Origin of the sequence: Nonomuraea sp. NPDC004580, from assembly GCF_040609855.1 — a bacterium.
Lineage (GTDB): Bacteria > Actinomycetota > Actinomycetes > Streptosporangiales > Streptosporangiaceae > Nonomuraea > Nonomuraea salmonea.
Genome location: NZ_JBEXLH010000019.1, coordinates 1 through 18,411 on the forward strand (window position 1 = coordinate 1; position 18,411 = coordinate 18,411).

Sequence of the window (18,411 nt, forward strand, 5' to 3'; positions counted from 1 at the left end):
CGCTTTCCCCTCCCACACCCCGCCCTCACCCCCCCAAACTTTGCCAATCCACCCCGCCAGTTCCCCCGGGGGGGGCCCGCACCCCCCCCCCACCGGACTGTGACGACCGCCACCGGCGGCACGTTCTCTCGGCGCGGGGAAACCTGCTGGAGAAGGTCGGCTCCGTCGTCGTCCCGTTCGGCGTCACGCTGTACGCGCTGCTCTCCATGGGCTACCAGGGCATGTACGGCATCACCCCCGAGCAGGCCGGCATCGACCAGTCCGTGCTGCTCGGCCGGCTGCTGGGCACGATCCTCACCGAGGCGCAGATGTTCTCGCCCGACCGGGAGAAGGGCTTTACCTGCGGAAGTCTCGCGGAGTAGCGGCCCGGCAGGGGGTACGGGACCCGTCCGCCGCGACGGCGGGCGAGCACGCCATGGGAGGGTTTGGAGACCGCCATCCGCACCCCGGAAAGCGGTCAGATTACGACAAGCAATCCCCTATCGGGACAAAGCGGTAGATACCGTGACCGTATGGCTCGCGTAGGGAGGCGTGAGGAGCCGATGCTGTCGCGCGGGACCGAGTGGCTCAGCGCGTCTCACCGGCTCCGGCCGGCCGGGCCCCTGGCCACCTCGGCAGTGGACGAGACGCTCGTTCGCGCGGCGCGCGCGACCGGCGCCCACATCGGCGTGCTCTATCTGCTGGACGCCGACGACGAGGTGCTCCTCATGCAGGCCCAGCTCGGACTGCCAGGCCCGATGATCGGGCAGTGGGGCCGGCTGCGGGCCGAGGCGGGCGTCCCCGCGACCGTCGCCGTCCGCAAGGGCGAGCGCGTCTGGGTGCCCGACCTGGAGGAGCTGGCCCGACGCTTCCCCGCCATGGCCTTCCTCGTGCCGTACCACTTCTCCGTGCTGGCCACGCCGCTCAGGGTCGGCGGCCGGGTCGCCGGGTCCTGGGTGCTCATGTGGTCGTCGTCGCAGGCGCCGCGGCTGGGGGCGTACGAGCTCGGGGTGGTCGACGAGGCCACCCGCCGCATGCAGGAGCTGCTCGCCGAGACGGCGGAGGACGGGCAGCGGCCCCCCGTCACCCCGCAGCCCCGCACGCTGACCCCCCTTCCGCCGCCTCCGTCCGACGTGGGGCGCTCGCTCGCCGCCTTCGGCTTCGCCGACCGGCTGCGCGACGGCTGCGTCTCGCTCGACCTGAACGGCCACATCACCTACCTCAACGACCCGGCCGCCGCGCTGCTCGGCGGCGCACCCACCGCGCTGCTCGGCCGCGTGGTCTGGGAGGCGGTGGACTGGCTGCGCGGCCCCACCTTCAAGGAGCGCTTCAGGCACGCCGTGGTCGGCCAGCAGCCCACCTCCTGCCGGCTCGGCACCTCGGGCGGGACCACCGTCGAGGCCCGCCTGCACCCCGACCCCTCGGGCGTCAGCCTGCACCTCATGACCATCGGCCAGACGGCGCTCGGCGACGGCTCGGCGCACCCGCAGCCGCACCACCTGCACGAGCTCCTGCACCTGGCCGCCACCCTGACCAGGGCGCTCACCGTACGCCAGGTCGTGGAGCTGGTCAGCGACCACATGATGGCCGCCTGCGGCGTCCACTCCATGGCGGTCTTCCTCGCCGAGGGCGGCAGGCTGCGGGCGCTGGGCTCGCACGGGTTCAGCAGCACGTTCCTCGAGCGGCTCAACGGGCTGCCGGTGGACTCCCGTACGATGACCGGCCAGGTCGCGCGGACCGGCGAGGCCAGGTTCTACAGCGACCGGGAGGAGATGGGCGGGCTCTACCAGCCCGCGCTGGACGCCGACGACATGCAGGCGTGGGCGTTCCTGCCGCTGTCGCTGTCCGACAGGGCGGCCGGCACCTGCGTGGTGGCCTTCGAGCAGCCACACCCCTTCACCTGCTCGGAACGGGCCACGCTCACCTCGCTGTCCGGCATGATGGCGCAGGCGCTCGACCGGGCCCTGCTGTACGAGGCCAAGGACAACGCCGCCCACTGCCTGCAGACCAGCCTGCTGCCGCACCGCCTGCCCGAGATCGACGGCCTGGAGACGGCCGCCCGCTACGTGCCCGCCACCCGCGGTGTCGGCATCGGCGGCGACTTCTACGACCTCATCCGCCTGCACGACCACGCCGCCGTGGCGGTCATCGGCGACGTGCAGGGCCACAACCTGGCCGCCGCCGCCCTCATGGGGCAGGTGCGCACCGCCATCCACGCCACCGCCACCGACCCCGACGCCGACCCCGGCACGGTGCTGCGCAACGCCAACCGGCTGCTGCTCGACCTGGACACCGACCTGTTCACGAGCTGCCTGCTGCTCCACCTCGACCTGCGGCTGCGCGCCTTCTCCGTGGCCAACGCCGGGCACCTGCCGCCCCTGCTGCGCGCACCCGGCGGCGTCGCGGAGCCGGTGGACGTGCCGCCCGGACCGCTGCTCGGCATCGACCCCGACGCGGAGTATCCGACGATGCAGGTGCCGTTCTCGCCCGGCGCCGTGCTCGCCCTCTACACCGACGGCCTCATCGAGGCGCCCGGCGTCTACCTCGGCGACGCCATCGCCCGCCTGGCCGCCCACCTGACCAAGGCGGGCCCGCAACCGCTGCACAGCCTGGGCGAGGCCATGCTCGACCAGGCGCCCGCCGCCGAGCAGCGCGGCGACGACATCGCGCTGCTGCTGCTCGAACACCTGCCGAGGCCATGACGGAGGGAGCGTAGCGAAGGATTCGCCCGGGTCCGGGCCGGACGATCGCGGCCACTCGAGGAGGTGGTGGCATGGGGCTGAGCCGAGCGGGACGGCGACGGCCGTTCCTGCGGTCGATCCGCGCGCGCTACACCTGCTGGGTCGGTGCGCTGTTCCTCGTCGTCCTGTCGATCGTCGCCACGCTCGCCGTCCTCGGCATCCGCAACAGCATCGTCAAGGACCTCGAAGAGGGCCTGCGCCAGGACATCCTGGGCTGGGTGAACCAGATGGCGCCGGGCGTCTATCCGCCGCCCCAGCCACAGCTGCGCACCGACTACATGCAGCTCGTGGACCAGGAGGGGCGGGTGGTGGCGGCCAACGACGCAGGGTCGCAAGTGCCGCCGCTGACCGACGTACGGCCCGCACTCGGCGAGCGCCTCGAGGACGTCGTGACCTGCCCCGAGCAGAGCCCGTGCCTCATGGTGGCGGTGCTGCGGTTCGACGGGCCGGTGGCCCAGACGTTGTTCGGCGGCGAGGAGCACTACATCATCGCCGGCGAGGTCCTCCCGCCCGCGCTGACCATGCCGTACATGTCGATCGGCTTCGCGGCCGCGGCGCTGATCGCCTCCGCCGCCGCGGCCTGGGTCACCTGGGTGGTCGTCGGCCGCATGCTCTGCCCCGTGCGCAAGATCAGCGACACCATGCGCGAGGCCACCGCCACCGACCTCAGCCTGCGCGTCCCGACCCCGCCTGGCGACGACGAGATCGCCAGGTTCGCCCGCACCTCCAACCTCTACCTCGACCGGCTGGAGAAGGCGGTGACCGCGCAGCGCCGCTTCGCCTCCCTGGTCTCCCACGAGCTGCGCGCTCCGGTCGCCGGCCTGCACGTGCAGCTGGAGGAGGCCCTCATGTATCCCGACGAGGTGGACTCGCGCTCCGCGCTGCGGCTGACGCTGCGCACCACCGAGCGTCTCCAGGCGATCATCGACGACCTGCTCGCCTACACCAAGGTCAAGGACGCGGGGCCGGTCGCGCACCAGCCGATCGACCTCACCGCGCTGGTGGAGGAGGAGCTGGCGGCCCAGCCGCGCACCGGCACCCGCATCCAGCTGCACCGGGCCGGGCGTCCTGTCGTGCTCGGCTCACGCGTGCAGCTCTCGCGCGTGCTCGACAACCTCCTCGCCAACGCGCGCCGGCACGCCCAGTCCAGGATCGACGTCTCCATCGCCCGCCGGAACGGGCACGCCGTGCTGGTCGTGCAGGACGACGGCAAGGGCATCGCGCCCGGCGACCGCGAGCGGGTCTTCCAGCCGTTCGTCCGGCTGGCCGAGGGGCAGCGGCTCGACCCCGGCGGCAGCGGGCTCGGCCTGGCGGTCAGCCGGGAGACGTGCATCGCGCACGGGGGCACGCTGACGGTCGAGGACTGCCCGTCCGGCGCCCGCTTCGTCGTCCGCCTCCCGGCCTGCGACGACCTCCCCGCCATCAGCCCCGCCATCGGCCCCGCCTGACCGTCGTCGCCGTGAGGGCCGCGCCCGTTTCCACCGGCCCTCGCTGTGACCCCTACCCACCGAGCCCCCGGATGAGCGGGTCACGCGTCCTCGTCGAGGCGGGAGAGCATCCAGCGGCACCACTCGATGCGGTGCCGTTCGTAGCCGAGGCCGCACAGCAGGGTCGCGTAGTTGCCGAAGCGCGGGTCGCCGAGGGCGGGCGGGCCGCCGAAGGAGGCCTCGTGGCGCTCGTACTCGGCCAGCCGCTCCTCGTGCGCGGCCCGCTGCTCGGCGAACATCCGCCGCACCATCCCCGGCTCGGCCAGCCACGACGCGTACGCCTTCAGCACCAGCTCGTCCCGCTCCGGCCGCTCGCGCGGCGGCTCGGTGACCCACCCGCGCAGCGCCCGCCGGCCCTCGGGCGTCAGATGGTAGACCTTCTTGTCCTGCGGGCCCGGCCCGTGCTCCGACTCGTACGCGACGAGCCCGGCGGCCCTGAGCTTCTGCAGCTCGGCGGCGCGGACGACCTCGCCGCCGCCCAGGCCGCCGCCACGAAGGCGGCCGCCAGCGAGACCATGGTGATCCCGGGGGAGAGCCTGCACGCCTCCGCCCTGTTCAGCAGCCCGCACGGCGCCGCGGTCCTCGACCGCATCGTCACGTTCCCGGACCGCCACAAGGGCTGAGCATCGGTCAGCGGAGGCGGGTCAGGCCGTCGAGGAGGCGTTCCACGTCCGTACGGTCGTTGTAGTGCACCAGGCCCGCCCGCACCGCGCCGCCCGAGTCGCGGATGCCCAGCGCCCCGGTCAGCTCCCAGGCGTAGCTGTGCCCGCTCCACACGTTGACCCCAAGCTTCGCCAGATGCTCGGCGACCTGGCGCGGCTCGTGCCCGGCCACGTTGAAGTAGGCCGTCGCGGTGCGCCGGGCGGGCTTGCCGTACAGCGTCACGTGCGGCATCGACTCCAGCTCCGCCACCAGCTCCGCGAACAGCCCCAGCTCGTGCTCCTCGGCCGCGGCCATGGAGGCGAGCAGGCGTTCGCGGCGGCTGCCGGCGCCGGGCACCATCGCGGCCAGGTGGTCCACGGCGGCCGTCACGCCGTCCAGGTCGGCGAAGGCCGCCGTGCCCGTCTCGAACCGCTGCGGCACCGTGTCGGGCGAGGGCGTCAGCTTGTCAGGACGCAGCGTCTCCAGCAGCCCGGGATCGGCGACGACCGCGCCGATGTGCGGCCCGCCCCACTTGTACGCGCTCGTCGCGTAGAAGTCGGCGCCCATCGCCCCCATGTCCACCGGCCCGTGCGGGGTGGCGTGCACGCCGTCCACGTACACCAGCGCCCCGGCCCGGTGCGCCGGCTCGGCGATGGCGGCCACGTCGGGACGGGTGCCGAGGATGTTGCTCGCCGCGCTGACCGCGACCACCCTGGTCCGCTCGTTGATCAGGTCGGCGTACTGCTCGACCGGCAGCTCCCCGGTGACCGGATCGACCTCGGCCCACCGTACGGTGGCGCCGGTCTGCGTCCACGGCCGGACGTTGGCGTCGTGGTCGAGCCGCGAGACCACCACCTCGTCGCCCGGCCCCGCGATCGCCCTGGACAGGCGATAGGTGAGCGTCGTCATGTTGGGGCCGAGGATGACGCCGTCCGGCCGGCCGCCCACCAGGTCGGCGACGGCGGCACGGCAGGCGGCCACGATCGCGTCGGAGCGGTGACTGGCCGGGAACGTGCCGCCCACGTTGCCGATCCCCGTCCGGTAGGCGGTGGCGATGGCGTCGATCACGGACTGAGGGACCTGGGTGCCGGCGGCGCCGTCGAGATAGGCGTGACCGTCGGAGAGAGCAGGGTACGCGGCGCGTACCTCTTTGATGGGGAAGGGCATGATATGTAGATGCTCACCCTGCGCGACCTCAACCGTGCCACACTGACTCGCCGGCATCTTTTGTCCCGTCACGAGGGTGACGTGGCCGACGTCGTGCACCGGCTGGTGGGCCTTGCAGGCGCAGGAGCCGCGCCCGCCGTACGTCGGGGGGTGGCAGAGCGAACGCTCGGGCAAGAAGGCCGAGCTGCTCGTCAGCCCGTTCGTGGCCACCGACCTGGGGCAGGTGAAGGAGGAAGGGCTCCGGCTGCCGGCCTTCGCCGAGCCGGACGCGACGACGACCGCTCTTGAAGTGACCGGCGCACAGTGATTGCGTTCGGGGCGGAGGTGTGACGATGCCGCAGCTTTCCGCCCTGGACGCGCAGTTCCTCCACTTCGAGACCGCCACCAACGTCGCCAACATCGCCGGGCTCGCCGTGCTCGACGGCCACCTGCACCGCGCCGACCTGCAGGATCTGCTCGAACGGCGGCTGCCGTACGTGCCCGCCCTGCGGCGCAGGCTCGCCGCCGTGCCGCTGGGGCTCGACCACCCGTACTGGCGGCAGGAGGACGACCTCGACCTCGACTACCACGTACGCGAGATCGGCCTGCCCCCGCCCGGCCACGACCGGCAGCTCGCCGAGCAGGTCGCCCGCCTGCACGCCCGCCGCCTCGACAGGAACCGCCCGCTGTGGGAGATCTACCTGATCCACGGCCTGCCCGGCGGCCGCACAGCCCTCTACACCAAGATCCACCACGCGGCGGTGGACGGCATCGGCGGCGCCGACGTGCTGGCCGCCCTGCTCGACGTCGGCCCCGAGCCCGCGCCGCCGCCCCGCGACGAGCCCGAGCACGACGCGCCGCCGCCCGGCACCGCCGAGATGGTGGCGCGCGGCCTGGCCCGCCTGGCCGCCAACCCCGCCCACGCCGTACGCTTCGCCGCCCAGGCCGTTCCGCACCTCGACGAGATCCCCGTCCTGTCGCAGTTGCCCGGTGCCGGCGCCGTCTCCGCCGTCGCCCGCCGCCTGGCCGGTGCGGGCCAGGCGCCCGATCTTCCCGCGCTGCCCCCGCTGCCCCCGCCGCGCACGCCGTTCAGCGGTCCCGTCTCCGCGCACCGCCGCTTCGCCTTCGTCTCGCTGCCGCTGGACGAGGTCAAGCAGGTGCGCAAGGCGTTCGGGGTCACGGTCAACGACGTCGTCATGGCCGTGTGCGCGGGGGCGCTGCGGCGGTGGCTGGCCGCTCACGGCGGTGTGCCGGGCCGGCCGCTGGTGGCCGGGGTGCCGTTCTCGGTGCGCCCGGAGGAGGGCGGCGGGGAAGGCGGCGGGGCGGGCGGGGAGGCGGGCAACCAGGTCGCCATCATGACCGCGCCGCTGGCCGTGCACCTCGCCGACCCGGTGGAGCGGCTGTACCACGTGCGGCATTCCATGCAGCGCATCAAGGACCGTTTCGCGCCGGTGTCCGCGCGATGGCTGCGCGAGTTCAGCGAGTCGATGCCGGCCGCGCTCATGGGGCTCGCCTCACGCTCGGCGTTCGACCTGGTCGGACAGGCCGCGCCGCCGATCAACCTGATCGTCTCCAACGTGCCAGGGCCCCAGTTCCCCCTGTACGTGTGCGGCGTCCGGCTGCTCGCCCACTACCCCGTCTCGGTGATCACCGACGTCAGCGGCGGCGTCAACATCACCGCCTTCTCCTACGACGGCTCGCTGGACGTCGGCGTCGTCACCGACAGGGAGATGGTGCCCGACGCCTGGGAGCTGGTCACCGACCTGCGCGCGGCCCTGCGGGAGCTGCGCGCGGCCGAGTCCGGCCTGCCGCACTGAAAGCCCCGGCCTGTGCGGGCTTTTGTCGGCGGCATGTGAAATCTTGGACCTCGGCGTGCACACGGCCGGGGCCGGCCGGCGCCCATACGAAGGGGAGATCGCATGGCCACCGCCGAGGAGCTCTACGAGGACCTCGTCTCCGAACACCTCGCCCGGCCGGGGGTGCGGATGGGACGCATGTTCAACTCCGAGGGGCTGCAGGTGAGGGGACGCGTCTACGCCTTCTACGCCAGATCACGAGGGCGGGTGGTGGTCAAGCTGCCGGCTCCGCGGGCGGCCGCCCTGGTCGAGGACGGCACGGCGGAGGAGATGCGCATGGGCGGCCGCCGCATGCGCGAGTGGGTCGGCCTCGCCCAGCCCGATGAGGAAACCTGGCGCCACCTCCTCGGCGAAGCCGCCGCCTACGGCGAAGAGCTGGCCGGCTGACCGGCCGTGGCGCGAGGGGCGGCCCGCGCACTGCCGCTGCCCGAGCAGCCCCCGTCCTCAGGCCACCCACACACCGCCCCGCGCGGGGTGGTCAGCGGATGGCCGCGGTGCCGAGCGAGGGTTCCAGGAGGTCGAAGACGCGGTGGGCTATTTCCGCGAGTTCGGTGGCGATGCCGTCGAGCGGGTCGCCGTCCGGGGCGGTCAGCATGCGGGACTGCAGCTCGCGGAAGAGCAGGCGGTCGGCGGCGGCGAGCTGGGCCGCGATCGCGCGCGCGCCGATCGGGTCGTCAGGCGTCTCGGCGGTGAGGCGCTCGGCGAGGGCCTCTTCCCTGAGGTCGTGCAGCTCGCGCAGGCGCGCGAAAAGGGTCGGGCTCTCGGCGATCATGCGGGCGAACGCGGGCCCGGTGAAGCCGATCACCGGGTCGTGGCGCTCGAGCGCGGCCATGTACTCCCGCCGCATCGCCCCCAGCGCGGGCTCACCCTCGGGCCGGCGAGCGAGGGTCGCGGCCGGGCCCGCCACGAACTCCTCGTGGTGGTCGAGCGCCAGGTCCTCCTTGCGGGGAAAATAGTTGGTCACGGTCATCTTCGCGACCCGCGCGGCGGCCGCGATGTCGGCGATCGTCGTGCGGTCGAAGCCACGTTCCAGGAACAGTTGGGTAGCGTGGTCAGAGATGGCCTGCCTGGTCTCTCGCTTCTTCTGTTCCCTCAAGCCCAAGGTGTCGATGCTCATAGCTCCAGTCTTACACAAAAACTTAGGTTCGACCTTATTTTAGGTTGACTCTTCTATCGGGGGAGCCTAATGTTAGGCGTGACCTAAGTTTAGGACGCCGTTCGTGCCGTACGTGAGCGAGGAGAAGGTTTTGTCCCAAGCAGCAGAGGTTCTCGAACTCGACGACAGCACCGCCGAGGGTGTCACCACCGTCGGCGCCGACTCGGTCAAGGCCTATCTCAAGGAGATCGGCCGCGTGCCGCTGCTCACCGCCGAGCAGGAGATCGAGCTGGCCAAGCGGATCGAGGCCGGGCTGTTCGCCAGGGAACGGCTCGACACCGAGCCGGGCCTGCCCGACGACCTGCGGGCCGACCTGGAATGGATCGCCGAGGACGGCACGCGGGCCAAGCAGCGCATGCTGGAGGCCAACCTGCGCCTGGTGGTCTCCATCGCCAAGCGCTACACCGGCCGCGGCATGCTCTTCCTCGACCTCATCCAGGAGGGCAACCTGGGCCTGATCAGGACGATCGAGAAGTTCGACTACCGGCTGGGCTTCAAGTTCTCCACGTACGCCACGTGGTGGATCAAGCAGGCGATCACCCGGGCGATGGCCGACCAGGCCCGCACGATCCGCATCCCCGTCCACATGGTCGAGCTGATCAACAAGGTCGCGCGGGTGCAGCGCCGCCTGCAGACCGACCTCGGCCGCGAGCCCACGCCCGAGGAGATCGCCCAGGAGTGCGAGCTCGAGGTCGACCGCGTCATCGAGATCCAGGGCTACGGCCGCGAGCCCATCTCCCTGCACACGCCGCTCGGCGAGGAGGGCGACAGCGAGTTCGGCGACCTCATCGAGGACACCGAGGCCGTCTCGCCGGCCGACGCGGTCTCGTTCACGCTGCTCCAGCAGCAGCTGCGCGCCCTGCTCGACCAGCTCTCCGAGCGCGAGGCCGGGGTGATCAGCATGCGCTACGGCCTCAACGACGGCAAGCCGATGACGCTCGACGAGATCGGCCGCGTCTACGGCGTCACCCGCGAGCGCATCCGCCAGATCGAGGCCAAGACCATGTCGAAGCTCCGCCACCCGTCCCGCTCCCTGGCCCTGCGCGACTACCTGAGCTGAGCCGGCGCCCCACGGCCGGGCCGCGGAGAAAGGCTGCGCCAAAGGCTCATCAAGAGTGTCGCCACAGCCCTATGAGGGCAGGGGCCGTCGGCCTACATTTCGAAGCGTGAAACGCTCCCGTTCGAGCCTCGTCCACCAGGCGACGTACGCGATCAAGCATCCGCACAAGATCGTGCCCCATCTGCGGCGATTGGCCCGCGACACGTGGTTCAGGCTGCGTACGCGGGACCACGTCGCCTACTACAGGGCCGTCATGCGCTCCGACACCGCCCGCGACCCCGAGGGCGCCGTAGGCTCCCACACCCACAAGCGCTGGCTGGCGCTCGGCCGCATGCAGTTCGACTACCTCGTCGAGCACGGGCTCAAGCCCGAGTGCCGGATGCTGGAGATCGGCTGCGGCAACCTGCGGGCCGGCCACCTGTTCATCGACTACCTGCACACCGGCAACTACTACGGCATCGACATCTCGCCCGACATCCTCATGGCCGCCCAGGACACCCTCGTCCGGCACGGGCTGGCCGACAAGCTGCCCCACCTGACCCCCGTACGCGACCTGCGCTTCGCGTTCCTGCCCGACGCGCACTTCGACGTGGTGCACGCCCACAGCGTGTTCTCGCACTCGCCGCTGCACGTCATCGAGGAGTGCTTCGCCCACGTGGGACGGGTGATGAAGCCGGGCGGGTGGTTCGACTTCACCTTCGACCGCACTGAGGGCAAGGAGCACCACGTGCTGCGCGAGGACTTCTACTACCGCACCGAGACGCTGGCCGCCCTGGCCGCCTCCTACGGTTTCACCGCCACGTTCATGGAGGACTGGGAACGCTCGCCGCACAAGCAGTCGAAGATGCGCCTGACCAAGCGACCGGCCGTCTGACCTGGCGATAATGCGGTGCGGCCGGTGCCCGCGACTGTCTATCGTGGGGGCACGTGAGAGATCTTCGCGCCCTGCCCAAAGCCCACCTGCACGTGCACCTCGAGAGCACCGTCCGTCCCGAGACCGTGCGCGAGCTGGGTGGCGAGCCCGCGCCCGAGGGGGTGTTCCGCACCTTCAGGGAGTTCGCCGACCAGCGGGCCCAGGTGCGGGGGCTGCTCCGCACGGCCGATCACTTCCGCCGGGTCGCGCTGGAGTTCTGCGCCGACGAGGCCGCCCAGGGCACCCGCTACGCCGAGGTGACGTTCACCGCCGCCGCCCACGGCGAGCGGGTGGGGCAGCCCGAGATGCCGTTGCAGGCCGTGGTCGACGGGCTGGCCGAGGGGCGGGCCCGTTACGGCATCGAGTGCCGGGTGCTGCTCGACCACTCCAGGCGGCGGCCCGTCGAGCGGCTGCGGCGGACGTACGAGCTGGCGCTGCGGCACGACGAGGTGATCGGCATCGGGCTGGCCGGCGACGAGAGCCACCCGCTCGCCCCGTTCGCCGGCGTGCTGGACGAGGCCAGGCAGGCCGGGCTGCACCTCGTGCACCACGCGGGGGAGTCGGCGGGGGCGGCCAGCATCCGTGAGGCGCTCGACGTGGGGCACGCCGAGCGGCTCGGGCACGGGATCCGGCTGCTCGACGACGACCTGCTGGTGGCGGAGGTACGCGAGCGCGGCATCCCGCTGGAGGTGTGCCCCACCTCCAACGTGCTGCTCGGGCTCGTGCCGTCGCTGGCCGACCACCCGCTGCCCCGGCTGCGCGCCGCCGGGCTCGCCGTCACCGTCAACACGGATGGGGAGACGGCGCTGGCCGACGAGTACGCCCGCCTGCGCGACGTCCACGGGTTCACCGACGCCGACCTCGCCGGCCTGGCCCGCGCCGGCATCGACGCCTCCTTCGCCCCCGACCCCCTCAAGTCGGCCCTCCGGTCCGGCGTCGACGCCTGGCTGGAGCAGCCCGCATGACCAGCGACCACGACACCTCGGCCCCCACCGGCCCCGGCCCCTCGCCTCAGGGCGCGGCCTCTCCGGAGGGCGGGGAGGCGCCGTGCGGCGAGGTGGTGGCCGCGTTCGGCGGGGTGGGGAAGCCGGTGTGGCTGGGTGGAGCGTGGCGGGCGGGGCCCGTGGTGCTCAAGCGGGTGGCGTTCCTGCCGGAGACGCTCTGGCGGGCCGAGGTGCTGGCGTCCCTGCCCGAGTCGCCGGAGTTCCGGCTCGCCCGCCCCGTCCGGGCGGGCGGCGTATGGGTGGTGGACGGGTGGGAGGCGGCGCGGCTGGTGGCGGGGGAGCCGGACATGCGCAGGCAGGACGACGTGCTGCGGGCCGGTGCGGCGTTCCACGCGGCGATCGCGCACCTGCCGAGGCCCGGCTTCCTCGACGCCCGCGACGACCCCTGGGCGTCCGGGGACCGGGTGGCATGGGAGGAACGACCGGTGACCTCGGACGCGGCCGGCCTGCTCGCGCCGCTTGTCCGGGCCCGCCGCCCGGTCGGGCTGCCGTCCCAGGTGGTGCACGGCGACCTGCCGGGCAACGTGCTGTTCGCCCCCGGCCTGCCACCCGCGATCATCGACTGGCCGGTCTACTGGCGGCCCGCCCCGTGGGCGTCGGCCGTCGCGGTCGCCGACGCCCTGTGCTGGTACGGCGCCACCCCCGGCCTGGCCGCCCGCTGGGCCCACCTGCCGCAGTGGGGGCAGCTCCTGGTCAGGGCGCTCATCTACCGCATCGTCACCGACGACCTCACCCTGGGCGAGGACGGCTGGACCCAGGACCGGGTGGCCGCGTACCACCCGGTCCTGGACCTCGCCGTCACCTACGCCCGGCGGTCCTAGCCGCGGGAGAGCTGGACGACCGCCGCTCCCAGCGGGGCCAGGGACACCTCGCCGGACACCGGCCGCCCGGTCAGCAGGTCTGTGCCCTCACCTCCCACGGGCACGGACGCGTCCGACTCGGCGCTGTGGTTGAGCAGGAACACGTACTCGTGCGAGGCGTCCCCGCGTACCGAGCACTCCACGTGCGCGGGCACGCCCTCGAAGCGGGAGCGCACGCCCGACTCGGCGACGACCCGCGCCACCGTCTCGTCGAACGCCTCCCGCTCCAGCAGCGTCGCGAAGTAGACCACCCGCCCGGACCCGAACCGGTTCTCGACCACGGCCGCCCGCCCCGCGAGCAGCCCGTCGGCGTACGTGGCCAGCGCCGTGCCGCTCTCCAGGTGCAGGTCGTCGCGCCACCAGGTGGAGGTGGCCCGCCGGCCGTCGGCGAACTCGACGGTGAACGACTCGTCGGGGCGCGCCGGCCAGTACTCGTCGATCTTCGCGCCGATGAGCCGCCGGAACGCCCCCGGGTAGCCGTCCGGCCTGACCCGGTTGTCGGCGTCCACGACCCCGGAGAAGAACGACATGACGACGGTGCCGCCGTCGCGCGCGAACGCCTCGATGCGGGCCGCGCCCGCGTCGTCGATCAGGTACGCGTTCGGCACCACCAGCACCTTGTAGCCGTCCAGCGAGGACGACGCCGACACCACGTCCACCGCGTGGTGCCGCTCCCACAGCGGCGTGTAGTGCCGCATCACCGTGTCGGTGTAGCTCCAGTCGTTGCGCGGCAGGCCGAAGACCTCCTCAAGGCCCCACCAGCCGTCCCAGTCGAACAGGATCGCGATGTCGGCCGACGAGCGGGTGCCGGCGACGGGCGCGAGCAGCTTCATCTCCCGCCCGAGATCGGTGACCTCCTTGAACGTCCGCGACTCGGGCCCCGAGTGGGGCAGCATCGCCGAGTGGAAGCGCTCCTGCCCGCCCCTGCTGGCCCGCCACTGGAAGTACATCACCGAGTCGGCGGCCCGCGAGACGGCCTGCAGCGAGCCGAGCCGCATGCGTCCAGGCTCCTTGACGATGTTGAGCTTCCACTGGCTGACCGCGCTGGCCGCCTGCTCCATCAGCATCCACGGCTGCCCGCCCTTGAGCGAGCGGAACAGGTCGTAGTTGAACGCCGCCGACACGTGCGAGTCCGCCTCGGCCGGGTTGGGGTAGATGTCGAGCGCCGCGGCGTCCTCCTCCCGCGCCCACTTCCAGTAGTCGGCGTGACGGAAGAAGCGCATGAAGTTCGTCATGACCGGGATGTCGTCGCGGAAGGAGCGCACGATGTCCCGCTCGGCGATGTAGCACTCCAGCAGCGCGTCGGAGGTGAAGCGCTTGAAGTCGAGGCGGCGGGTGGGGTTCATCCACGTACGGGGGATGTGCGGCACGTCGACCTGCTCCCAGTCGGTGTAGACCTGGCCCCAGAAGCGGGTGGTCCACGCCTCGTTGAGCGCGTCGAGGGTGCCGTACTTGCGGCGCAGCCAGTGGCGGAAGTTCACCGAGGCGGCCTCGCCGTACGACGTGGGCCCGTACTCGTTGCTGATGTGCCACATCGCCAGCGCCGGGTGGAAGGAGTAGCGCTCGGCCAGCTTGGTCGTGATCCGCGCGGCGTACTCACGGTAGATCGGCGACGAAGGGTCGTAGTGCAGCCGGTTGCCGAAGCCGAACGGCTGGCCGTCCTCCCTGATCGGGAACACCTCGGGGTGCAGGTGGGTGAGCCAGACGGGCGGCGCCGCCGTGGGCGTGGCCAGGTTGACGCTGATGCCGTTGTCGTGCAGGAGGTCCATGACCTCGTCGAGCCAGCCGAACTCGTACCTGCCGGGCTCGGGCTCCAGCGCCGCCCACGCGAAGACGCCCAGGCTGACGGTGTTGACGCCGGCCTGCCGCATGAGCCGGACGTCCTCCTTCCACACCGTGCGGTCCCACTGCTCGGGGTTGTAGTCGCCGCCGAAGGCGAAACCGCCGACGCGCCGCCTGAACGCTTCCATGCGATCCATGCTCAGCGCTCCTCGGCCATCACGACGACGGTGGTCAGCCGTGGCTCGTCGCCGGTGCACGCGTGGACCGGGCCGGTCAGCAGCACCGTGCGCTCCTCCACCACGTCGGTGACCGAGCGGCGGACGGACAGGCCGACCTCGCCGGGCTCGACCACGCGCCGCCCGTCGCGGCCGGTGAACGACAGCAGCCGGGCCGGCACCGCGAACTCCACCTGCGCCGACTGCCCCGGCGCTAGCTCGACCCGGGCGTACCCGACGAGCTGGGCCAGCGGCCGGGTGACCGAGGCGATCCGGTCGGAGGCGTACACCTGCACGACCTCGGCGCCTGCGCGGTCGCCGGTGTTGGTCACCGTCACCGCGCAGCGGATCGTCTCACCGGCCGGCACCTCGCCGTCGGCGGTGAAGGCGGAGTAGCCGAAGCTCGTGTAGCTCAGCCCGTGGCCGAACGGCAGCACCGGCGCCGGGTCGAGGTTGCTCACCGAGCCCGCCCCGCCGAGCTTGGGGTGCAGATAGCTGTACGGCTGGCCGGCCGTGCCGCGCGGCAGGCTCATCGGCAGCCGCCCGGACGGGTTGACCGCGCCGCTCAGCACCCGCGCGAGCGCGCCCGCGCCCTCCTGACCGGGGAAGTACGCCTGCACGACGGCCGCGGCGCGCTCGACGATGCCCGGCACCGCGTACGCGCGGCCGGTCATCAGCACCACCACGGTCGGCGTGCCGGTCGCGAGCACCGCGTCGGCGAGCTCCTGCTGCGCGCCCGGCAGGTCGAGCGACTCCACGTCGCAGCCCTCGCCCGAGGTGCCCCGCCCGAACAGCCCCGAGCGGTCGCCCAGCACGACGATCGCGACGTCGGACTCGGCGGCCAGGCGGGCGGCGGCGGCGATCCCCGAGCGATCGCCGTCGTCCACCCCCGTGCCGCGCTCGGTCGTGATGTGCGCCTGCGGCAGCTCCTCGCGCAGCGCCTCCAGCAGGGTCGGCGCGTTGATGCCGGTCTCGGCGTCGGGGAAGTGCGGCAGCACGTGGTTGACGAACGAGTAGCAGCCGAACAGCGCCGCCACCTCGTCCGCGTTCGGCCCGACGACCGCGACCTTGCGGCCCGCGGCGTCGCCCAGCGGCAGCACGCCGTCGTTGGTCAGCAGCACCACCGACTCCTCGGCCAGGCGGCGCGCGACGTCCCGCGAGACGGGGTCGTCGAGGTCCGCCTCGCCCTGCGGCTCCGGGTCGTAGTCGTCGTCGAGCAGGCCGAGCTCGGCCTTCTGCCGCAGCACCCGCCGCAGCGCCCGATCGACCAGCGCCTCGTCGACGCGGCCCGCCGTCACCGCCTCCTGCAGCGGGTCCAGGTACGTCACCCCGGTCGGCAGCTCGATGTCGATGCCCGCGGTCAGCGCCTGCGCGGCGGCGTCACCGGCGTCCTCGGCCACGGCGTGCAGGGTGTGCAGGAACGCGACCGCGAAGTAGTCGGCCACGACCGTGCCGTCGAAGCCCCACGTGTCGCGCAGCACGCCGGTCAGGTAGTGGTCGTCGGCGGCGATCGGGATGCCGTCGATCTCGGCGTAGGAGTTCATCACCGAGCCGGCGCCGGCGTCGCGTACCGCTACCTCGAACGGGAACAGCAGCGTGTCGGCCACCTCGCGGGCGCCCGCGTGCACGGGAGCCAGGTTGCGGCCGGCGCGGGAGTTGGAGTAGCCGACGAAGTGCTTGAGCGTGGCGATCACGCCGGCGGACTGCAGCCCGCGTACGTACGCCGCGCACACCGTGGCCACCTCGTACGGGTCCTCCGACACGCACTCCTCGACCCGCCCCCAGCGCTGATCGCGGATCACGTCGAGGACGGGGGCCAGCCCCTGGTGCACGCCGAGCGACCGCATGCCGGACCCGATGGCCCGGCCCATCTCCTCCACCAGCTCCGGGTGGAAGGACGCGCCCCACGCCGGCGGCGCCGGATAGGTCGTGGCCCGCCACGCCGCCAGGCCCGTCAGGCACTCCTCGTGCGCGATCGCCGGAATGCCGAGCCGCGTGTTCGCGCGCAGCCACCGCTGCCGCTCGGCCAGCGTCTTGCGCGCGGCCTCCGGCTCGACCGGCGTGGTGCCGAAGTGGCGGGTGATGTGGCCGACGCCGTCGCGGGCGAACTCCTCGAACCCGAGGTCCTCGCCCTGCATCGAGTCCTGCAGCGGCGCGACCACGCCCTTCTTCCTGTTGACGTTCAGCCACACCCCGACGAGCTGCGCGAGTTTCTCCCGCAGTGACATGCCGGCGAGTAGTTCCTCGACCCGCCGCGCCCGCTCGCGGGCGATCTCCGGCTCCGGCGGATCAACAAGTGCTGGCATGACCCCTCGCGACTTCCCTAGCTGCGGAAATTTTCTGGGCAACTTACCGAAAAACTCTCGTGACATTGCCGAGCTGTTACGGTAGGGTCCGGCTCGCGGCCCTGTCAATAACCCGCTCACATGGCGGAATCCCGCCTGGTCAGCGGGTCGCCTGGGTCCGGCGGTTTTCCGAAAGTTTGTAACTTCGCCGGTGCCGCCCAACGGCGGTGCCATGGCAAACGGGAGGTCCTGTGCCTCGAGCCACGCTGGCCGACGTCGCCGCGGCCGCCGGAGTGTCCGTACCGACGGTCTCCAAAGTGCTCAGCGGCAAGAAACACGTCTCCGCAGCCACCAGGGACAAGGTGCTCGAAGCGGTCAGAGCCTCCGGCTACGAGGCGCCGCGCCCGCCGACCAAGCCCCGCGTCGGCGTCATCGACCTGCTCATCGACGGCCTCGGTTCGCCATGGGCGCAGGTGCTCATCAGCGGCGCCGAGCAGGCCGCCGCCCGCTGGGGCTTCTCCCTCGTCGTCACCTCCTCCTACCGCGCCGACTTCGACCTGCGCCGCTGGATCGGCATGGTGCGCAAGCGCAACACCGACGGCATCGTGCTGGTGCTCTCCCGGGCCGACCAGCGCGAGATCGCCGCCATCGAAGAGCTGCTGCACGTGCCGCTCGTCCTGCTCGACCCCGTCGGCCAGCGCGACCCCCGCCTGTCCACCGTCGGCGCCACCAACTGGCTGGGCGGCGTCATGGCCACCACCCACCTGCTGGAGCTCGGGCACGCCAGGATCGGGTTCATCGGCGGGCCGCTCGACACGCAGTGCACGCTCGACCGGTACGAGGGCTATCTGGCCGCCCACCGGACCTTCGGCATCGAACCCGACCCCACGCTCACGCGCTACGGCGACTTCATGGTCCACGGCGGCAAGAGCCTCGGCGGCGAACTGCTCGACCGCGACGACCCGCCCACCGCCGTCTTCGCCGGCAACGACCTCCAGGCCGCCGGCGTCTACCAGGCCGCCACCGAGCGCGGCCTGCGCGTGCCCGACGACCTGTCGGTGGTCGGCTTCGACGACTCGACCCTGTGCGAGATGCTCTCACCGCCGCTCACGACCGTCCGTCAGCCGCTGGACGACATGGCGAACGAGGCCGTCCGTCTCGTCCACGAGGAGCTCACCCACCCCAGAGGCCCCTCGGGCACCCGCATCGAACTGGCCACGAACCTGATCATCCGCCGCAGCACCGCCCCCCAGACCGCCCGAACCTGACCCGACCCTTTGCCTGA

The 18,411-nt window shown here is 72.5% G+C and carries 15 protein-coding genes and 1 pseudogene; 11 read left to right on the plus strand and 5 right to left on the minus strand.

Annotated features, from left to right (window positions below):
- Positions 1-206 precede the first annotated feature (206 nt).
- The 3 genes from ABZW11_RS20760 (at position 207) to ABZW11_RS20770 (ending at position 4,168) form a co-directional block, all read left to right on the plus strand.
- Positions 207-362, plus strand: coding sequence for a hypothetical protein (locus ABZW11_RS20760; RefSeq protein ID WP_355419363.1), 156 nt, complete (start codon positions 207-209; stop codon positions 360-362).
- Between the two features lie 150 nt (positions 363-512).
- Entirely contained in the window at positions 513-2,681 is a 2,169-nt protein-coding gene (locus ABZW11_RS20765; protein WP_355419365.1) for a SpoIIE family protein phosphatase, read from the plus strand.
- 71 nt (positions 2,682-2,752) lie between these two features.
- Positions 2,753-4,168 carry a HAMP domain-containing sensor histidine kinase gene (locus tag ABZW11_RS20770; RefSeq protein WP_355419367.1) on the plus strand — a complete coding sequence of 472 codons (1,416 nt, stop codon included), beginning with the start codon at positions 2,753-2,755 and terminating at the stop codon, positions 4,166-4,168.
- 80 nt (positions 4,169-4,248) lie between these two features.
- Here the strand turns inward: ABZW11_RS20770 and ABZW11_RS20775 are convergent, their stop codons facing one another.
- Positions 4,249-4,749, minus strand: coding sequence for a PadR family transcriptional regulator (locus ABZW11_RS20775; RefSeq protein WP_355419369.1), 501 nt, complete (start codon positions 4,747-4,749; stop codon positions 4,249-4,251).
- An 88-nt stretch (positions 4,750-4,837) separates the two neighbouring features.
- Positions 4,838-6,016: a cysteine desulfurase-like protein gene (locus ABZW11_RS20780; protein WP_355419371.1), complete on the minus strand. Its 1,179-nt coding sequence runs from the start codon at positions 6,014-6,016 to the stop codon at positions 4,838-4,840.
- Positions 6,017-6,092: 76 nt separating this feature from the next.
- Here ABZW11_RS20780 and ABZW11_RS20785 point away from each other — a divergent pair, with 76 nt between their 5' ends.
- From ABZW11_RS20785 to ABZW11_RS20795, 3 genes are all read left to right on the plus strand, one after another.
- Positions 6,093-6,323: a hypothetical protein gene (locus ABZW11_RS20785; RefSeq protein ID WP_355419373.1), complete on the plus strand. Its 231-nt coding sequence runs from the start codon at positions 6,093-6,095 to the stop codon at positions 6,321-6,323.
- A 25-nt stretch (positions 6,324-6,348) separates the two neighbouring features.
- Positions 6,349-7,812: a wax ester/triacylglycerol synthase family O-acyltransferase gene (locus tag ABZW11_RS20790; protein ID WP_355419375.1), complete on the plus strand. Its 1,464-nt coding sequence runs from the start codon at positions 6,349-6,351 to the stop codon at positions 7,810-7,812.
- A 102-nt stretch (positions 7,813-7,914) separates the two neighbouring features.
- The gene (locus tag ABZW11_RS20795) at positions 7,915-8,238 is read left to right on the plus strand and encodes a hypothetical protein (RefSeq protein WP_345403895.1); all 324 of its coding nucleotides are present in this window, start codon (positions 7,915-7,917) and stop codon (positions 8,236-8,238) included.
- A gap of 91 nt (positions 8,239-8,329) precedes the next feature.
- Here ABZW11_RS20795 and ABZW11_RS20800 read toward each other — a convergent pair whose 3' ends face one another.
- Positions 8,330-8,968 (minus strand): TetR/AcrR family transcriptional regulator, encoded by a 639-nt coding sequence (locus tag ABZW11_RS20800; protein WP_355419377.1) that lies wholly within the window; start codon positions 8,966-8,968, stop codon positions 8,330-8,332.
- Between the two features lie 160 nt (positions 8,969-9,128).
- Between ABZW11_RS20800 and ABZW11_RS20805 the strand changes: the two are divergent.
- The 4 genes and pseudogenes from ABZW11_RS20805 to ABZW11_RS20820 form a co-directional block, all read left to right on the plus strand.
- Positions 9,129-10,067 (plus strand): annotated as a pseudogene (locus tag ABZW11_RS20805) (RNA polymerase sigma factor); the annotation flags it as partial.
- Between the two features lie 106 nt (positions 10,068-10,173).
- A complete protein-coding gene (locus ABZW11_RS20810) occupies positions 10,174-10,941 on the plus strand; it encodes a class I SAM-dependent methyltransferase (RefSeq protein ID WP_355419379.1) in 768 nt (255 codons plus the stop codon).
- A 53-nt stretch (positions 10,942-10,994) separates the two neighbouring features.
- Entirely contained in the window at positions 10,995-11,945 is a 951-nt protein-coding gene (gene add, locus ABZW11_RS20815) for an adenosine deaminase (protein ID WP_355419381.1), read from the plus strand.
- Complete coding sequence (locus ABZW11_RS20820) at positions 11,942-12,805, plus strand: TIGR02569 family protein (RefSeq protein ID WP_355419383.1); 864 nt, start codon at positions 11,942-11,944, stop codon at positions 12,803-12,805. Before add ends, ABZW11_RS20820 begins: the two co-directional genes overlap by 4 nt.
- Here ABZW11_RS20820 and ABZW11_RS20825 read toward each other — a convergent pair.
- Complete coding sequence (locus tag ABZW11_RS20825; protein WP_355419385.1) at positions 12,802-14,823, minus strand: beta-galactosidase; 2,022 nt, start codon at positions 14,821-14,823, stop codon at positions 12,802-12,804. The two genes, ABZW11_RS20820 and ABZW11_RS20825, sit on opposite strands and share 4 nt — an antisense overlap.
- Before the next feature lie 2 nt (positions 14,824-14,825).
- Positions 14,826-17,147, minus strand: a complete 2,322-nt coding sequence (locus ABZW11_RS20830; RefSeq protein WP_355419387.1) for a glycoside hydrolase family 3 N-terminal domain-containing protein — start codon at positions 17,145-17,147, stop codon at positions 14,826-14,828.
- 230 nt (positions 17,148-17,377) lie between these two features.
- On the opposite strand from ABZW11_RS20830, the gene ABZW11_RS20835 reads away from it, so the two are divergent.
- Positions 17,378-18,394: a LacI family DNA-binding transcriptional regulator gene (locus ABZW11_RS20835; protein WP_355419389.1), complete on the plus strand. Its 1,017-nt coding sequence runs from the start codon at positions 17,378-17,380 to the stop codon at positions 18,392-18,394.
- Positions 18,395-18,411 lie beyond the last annotated feature (17 nt).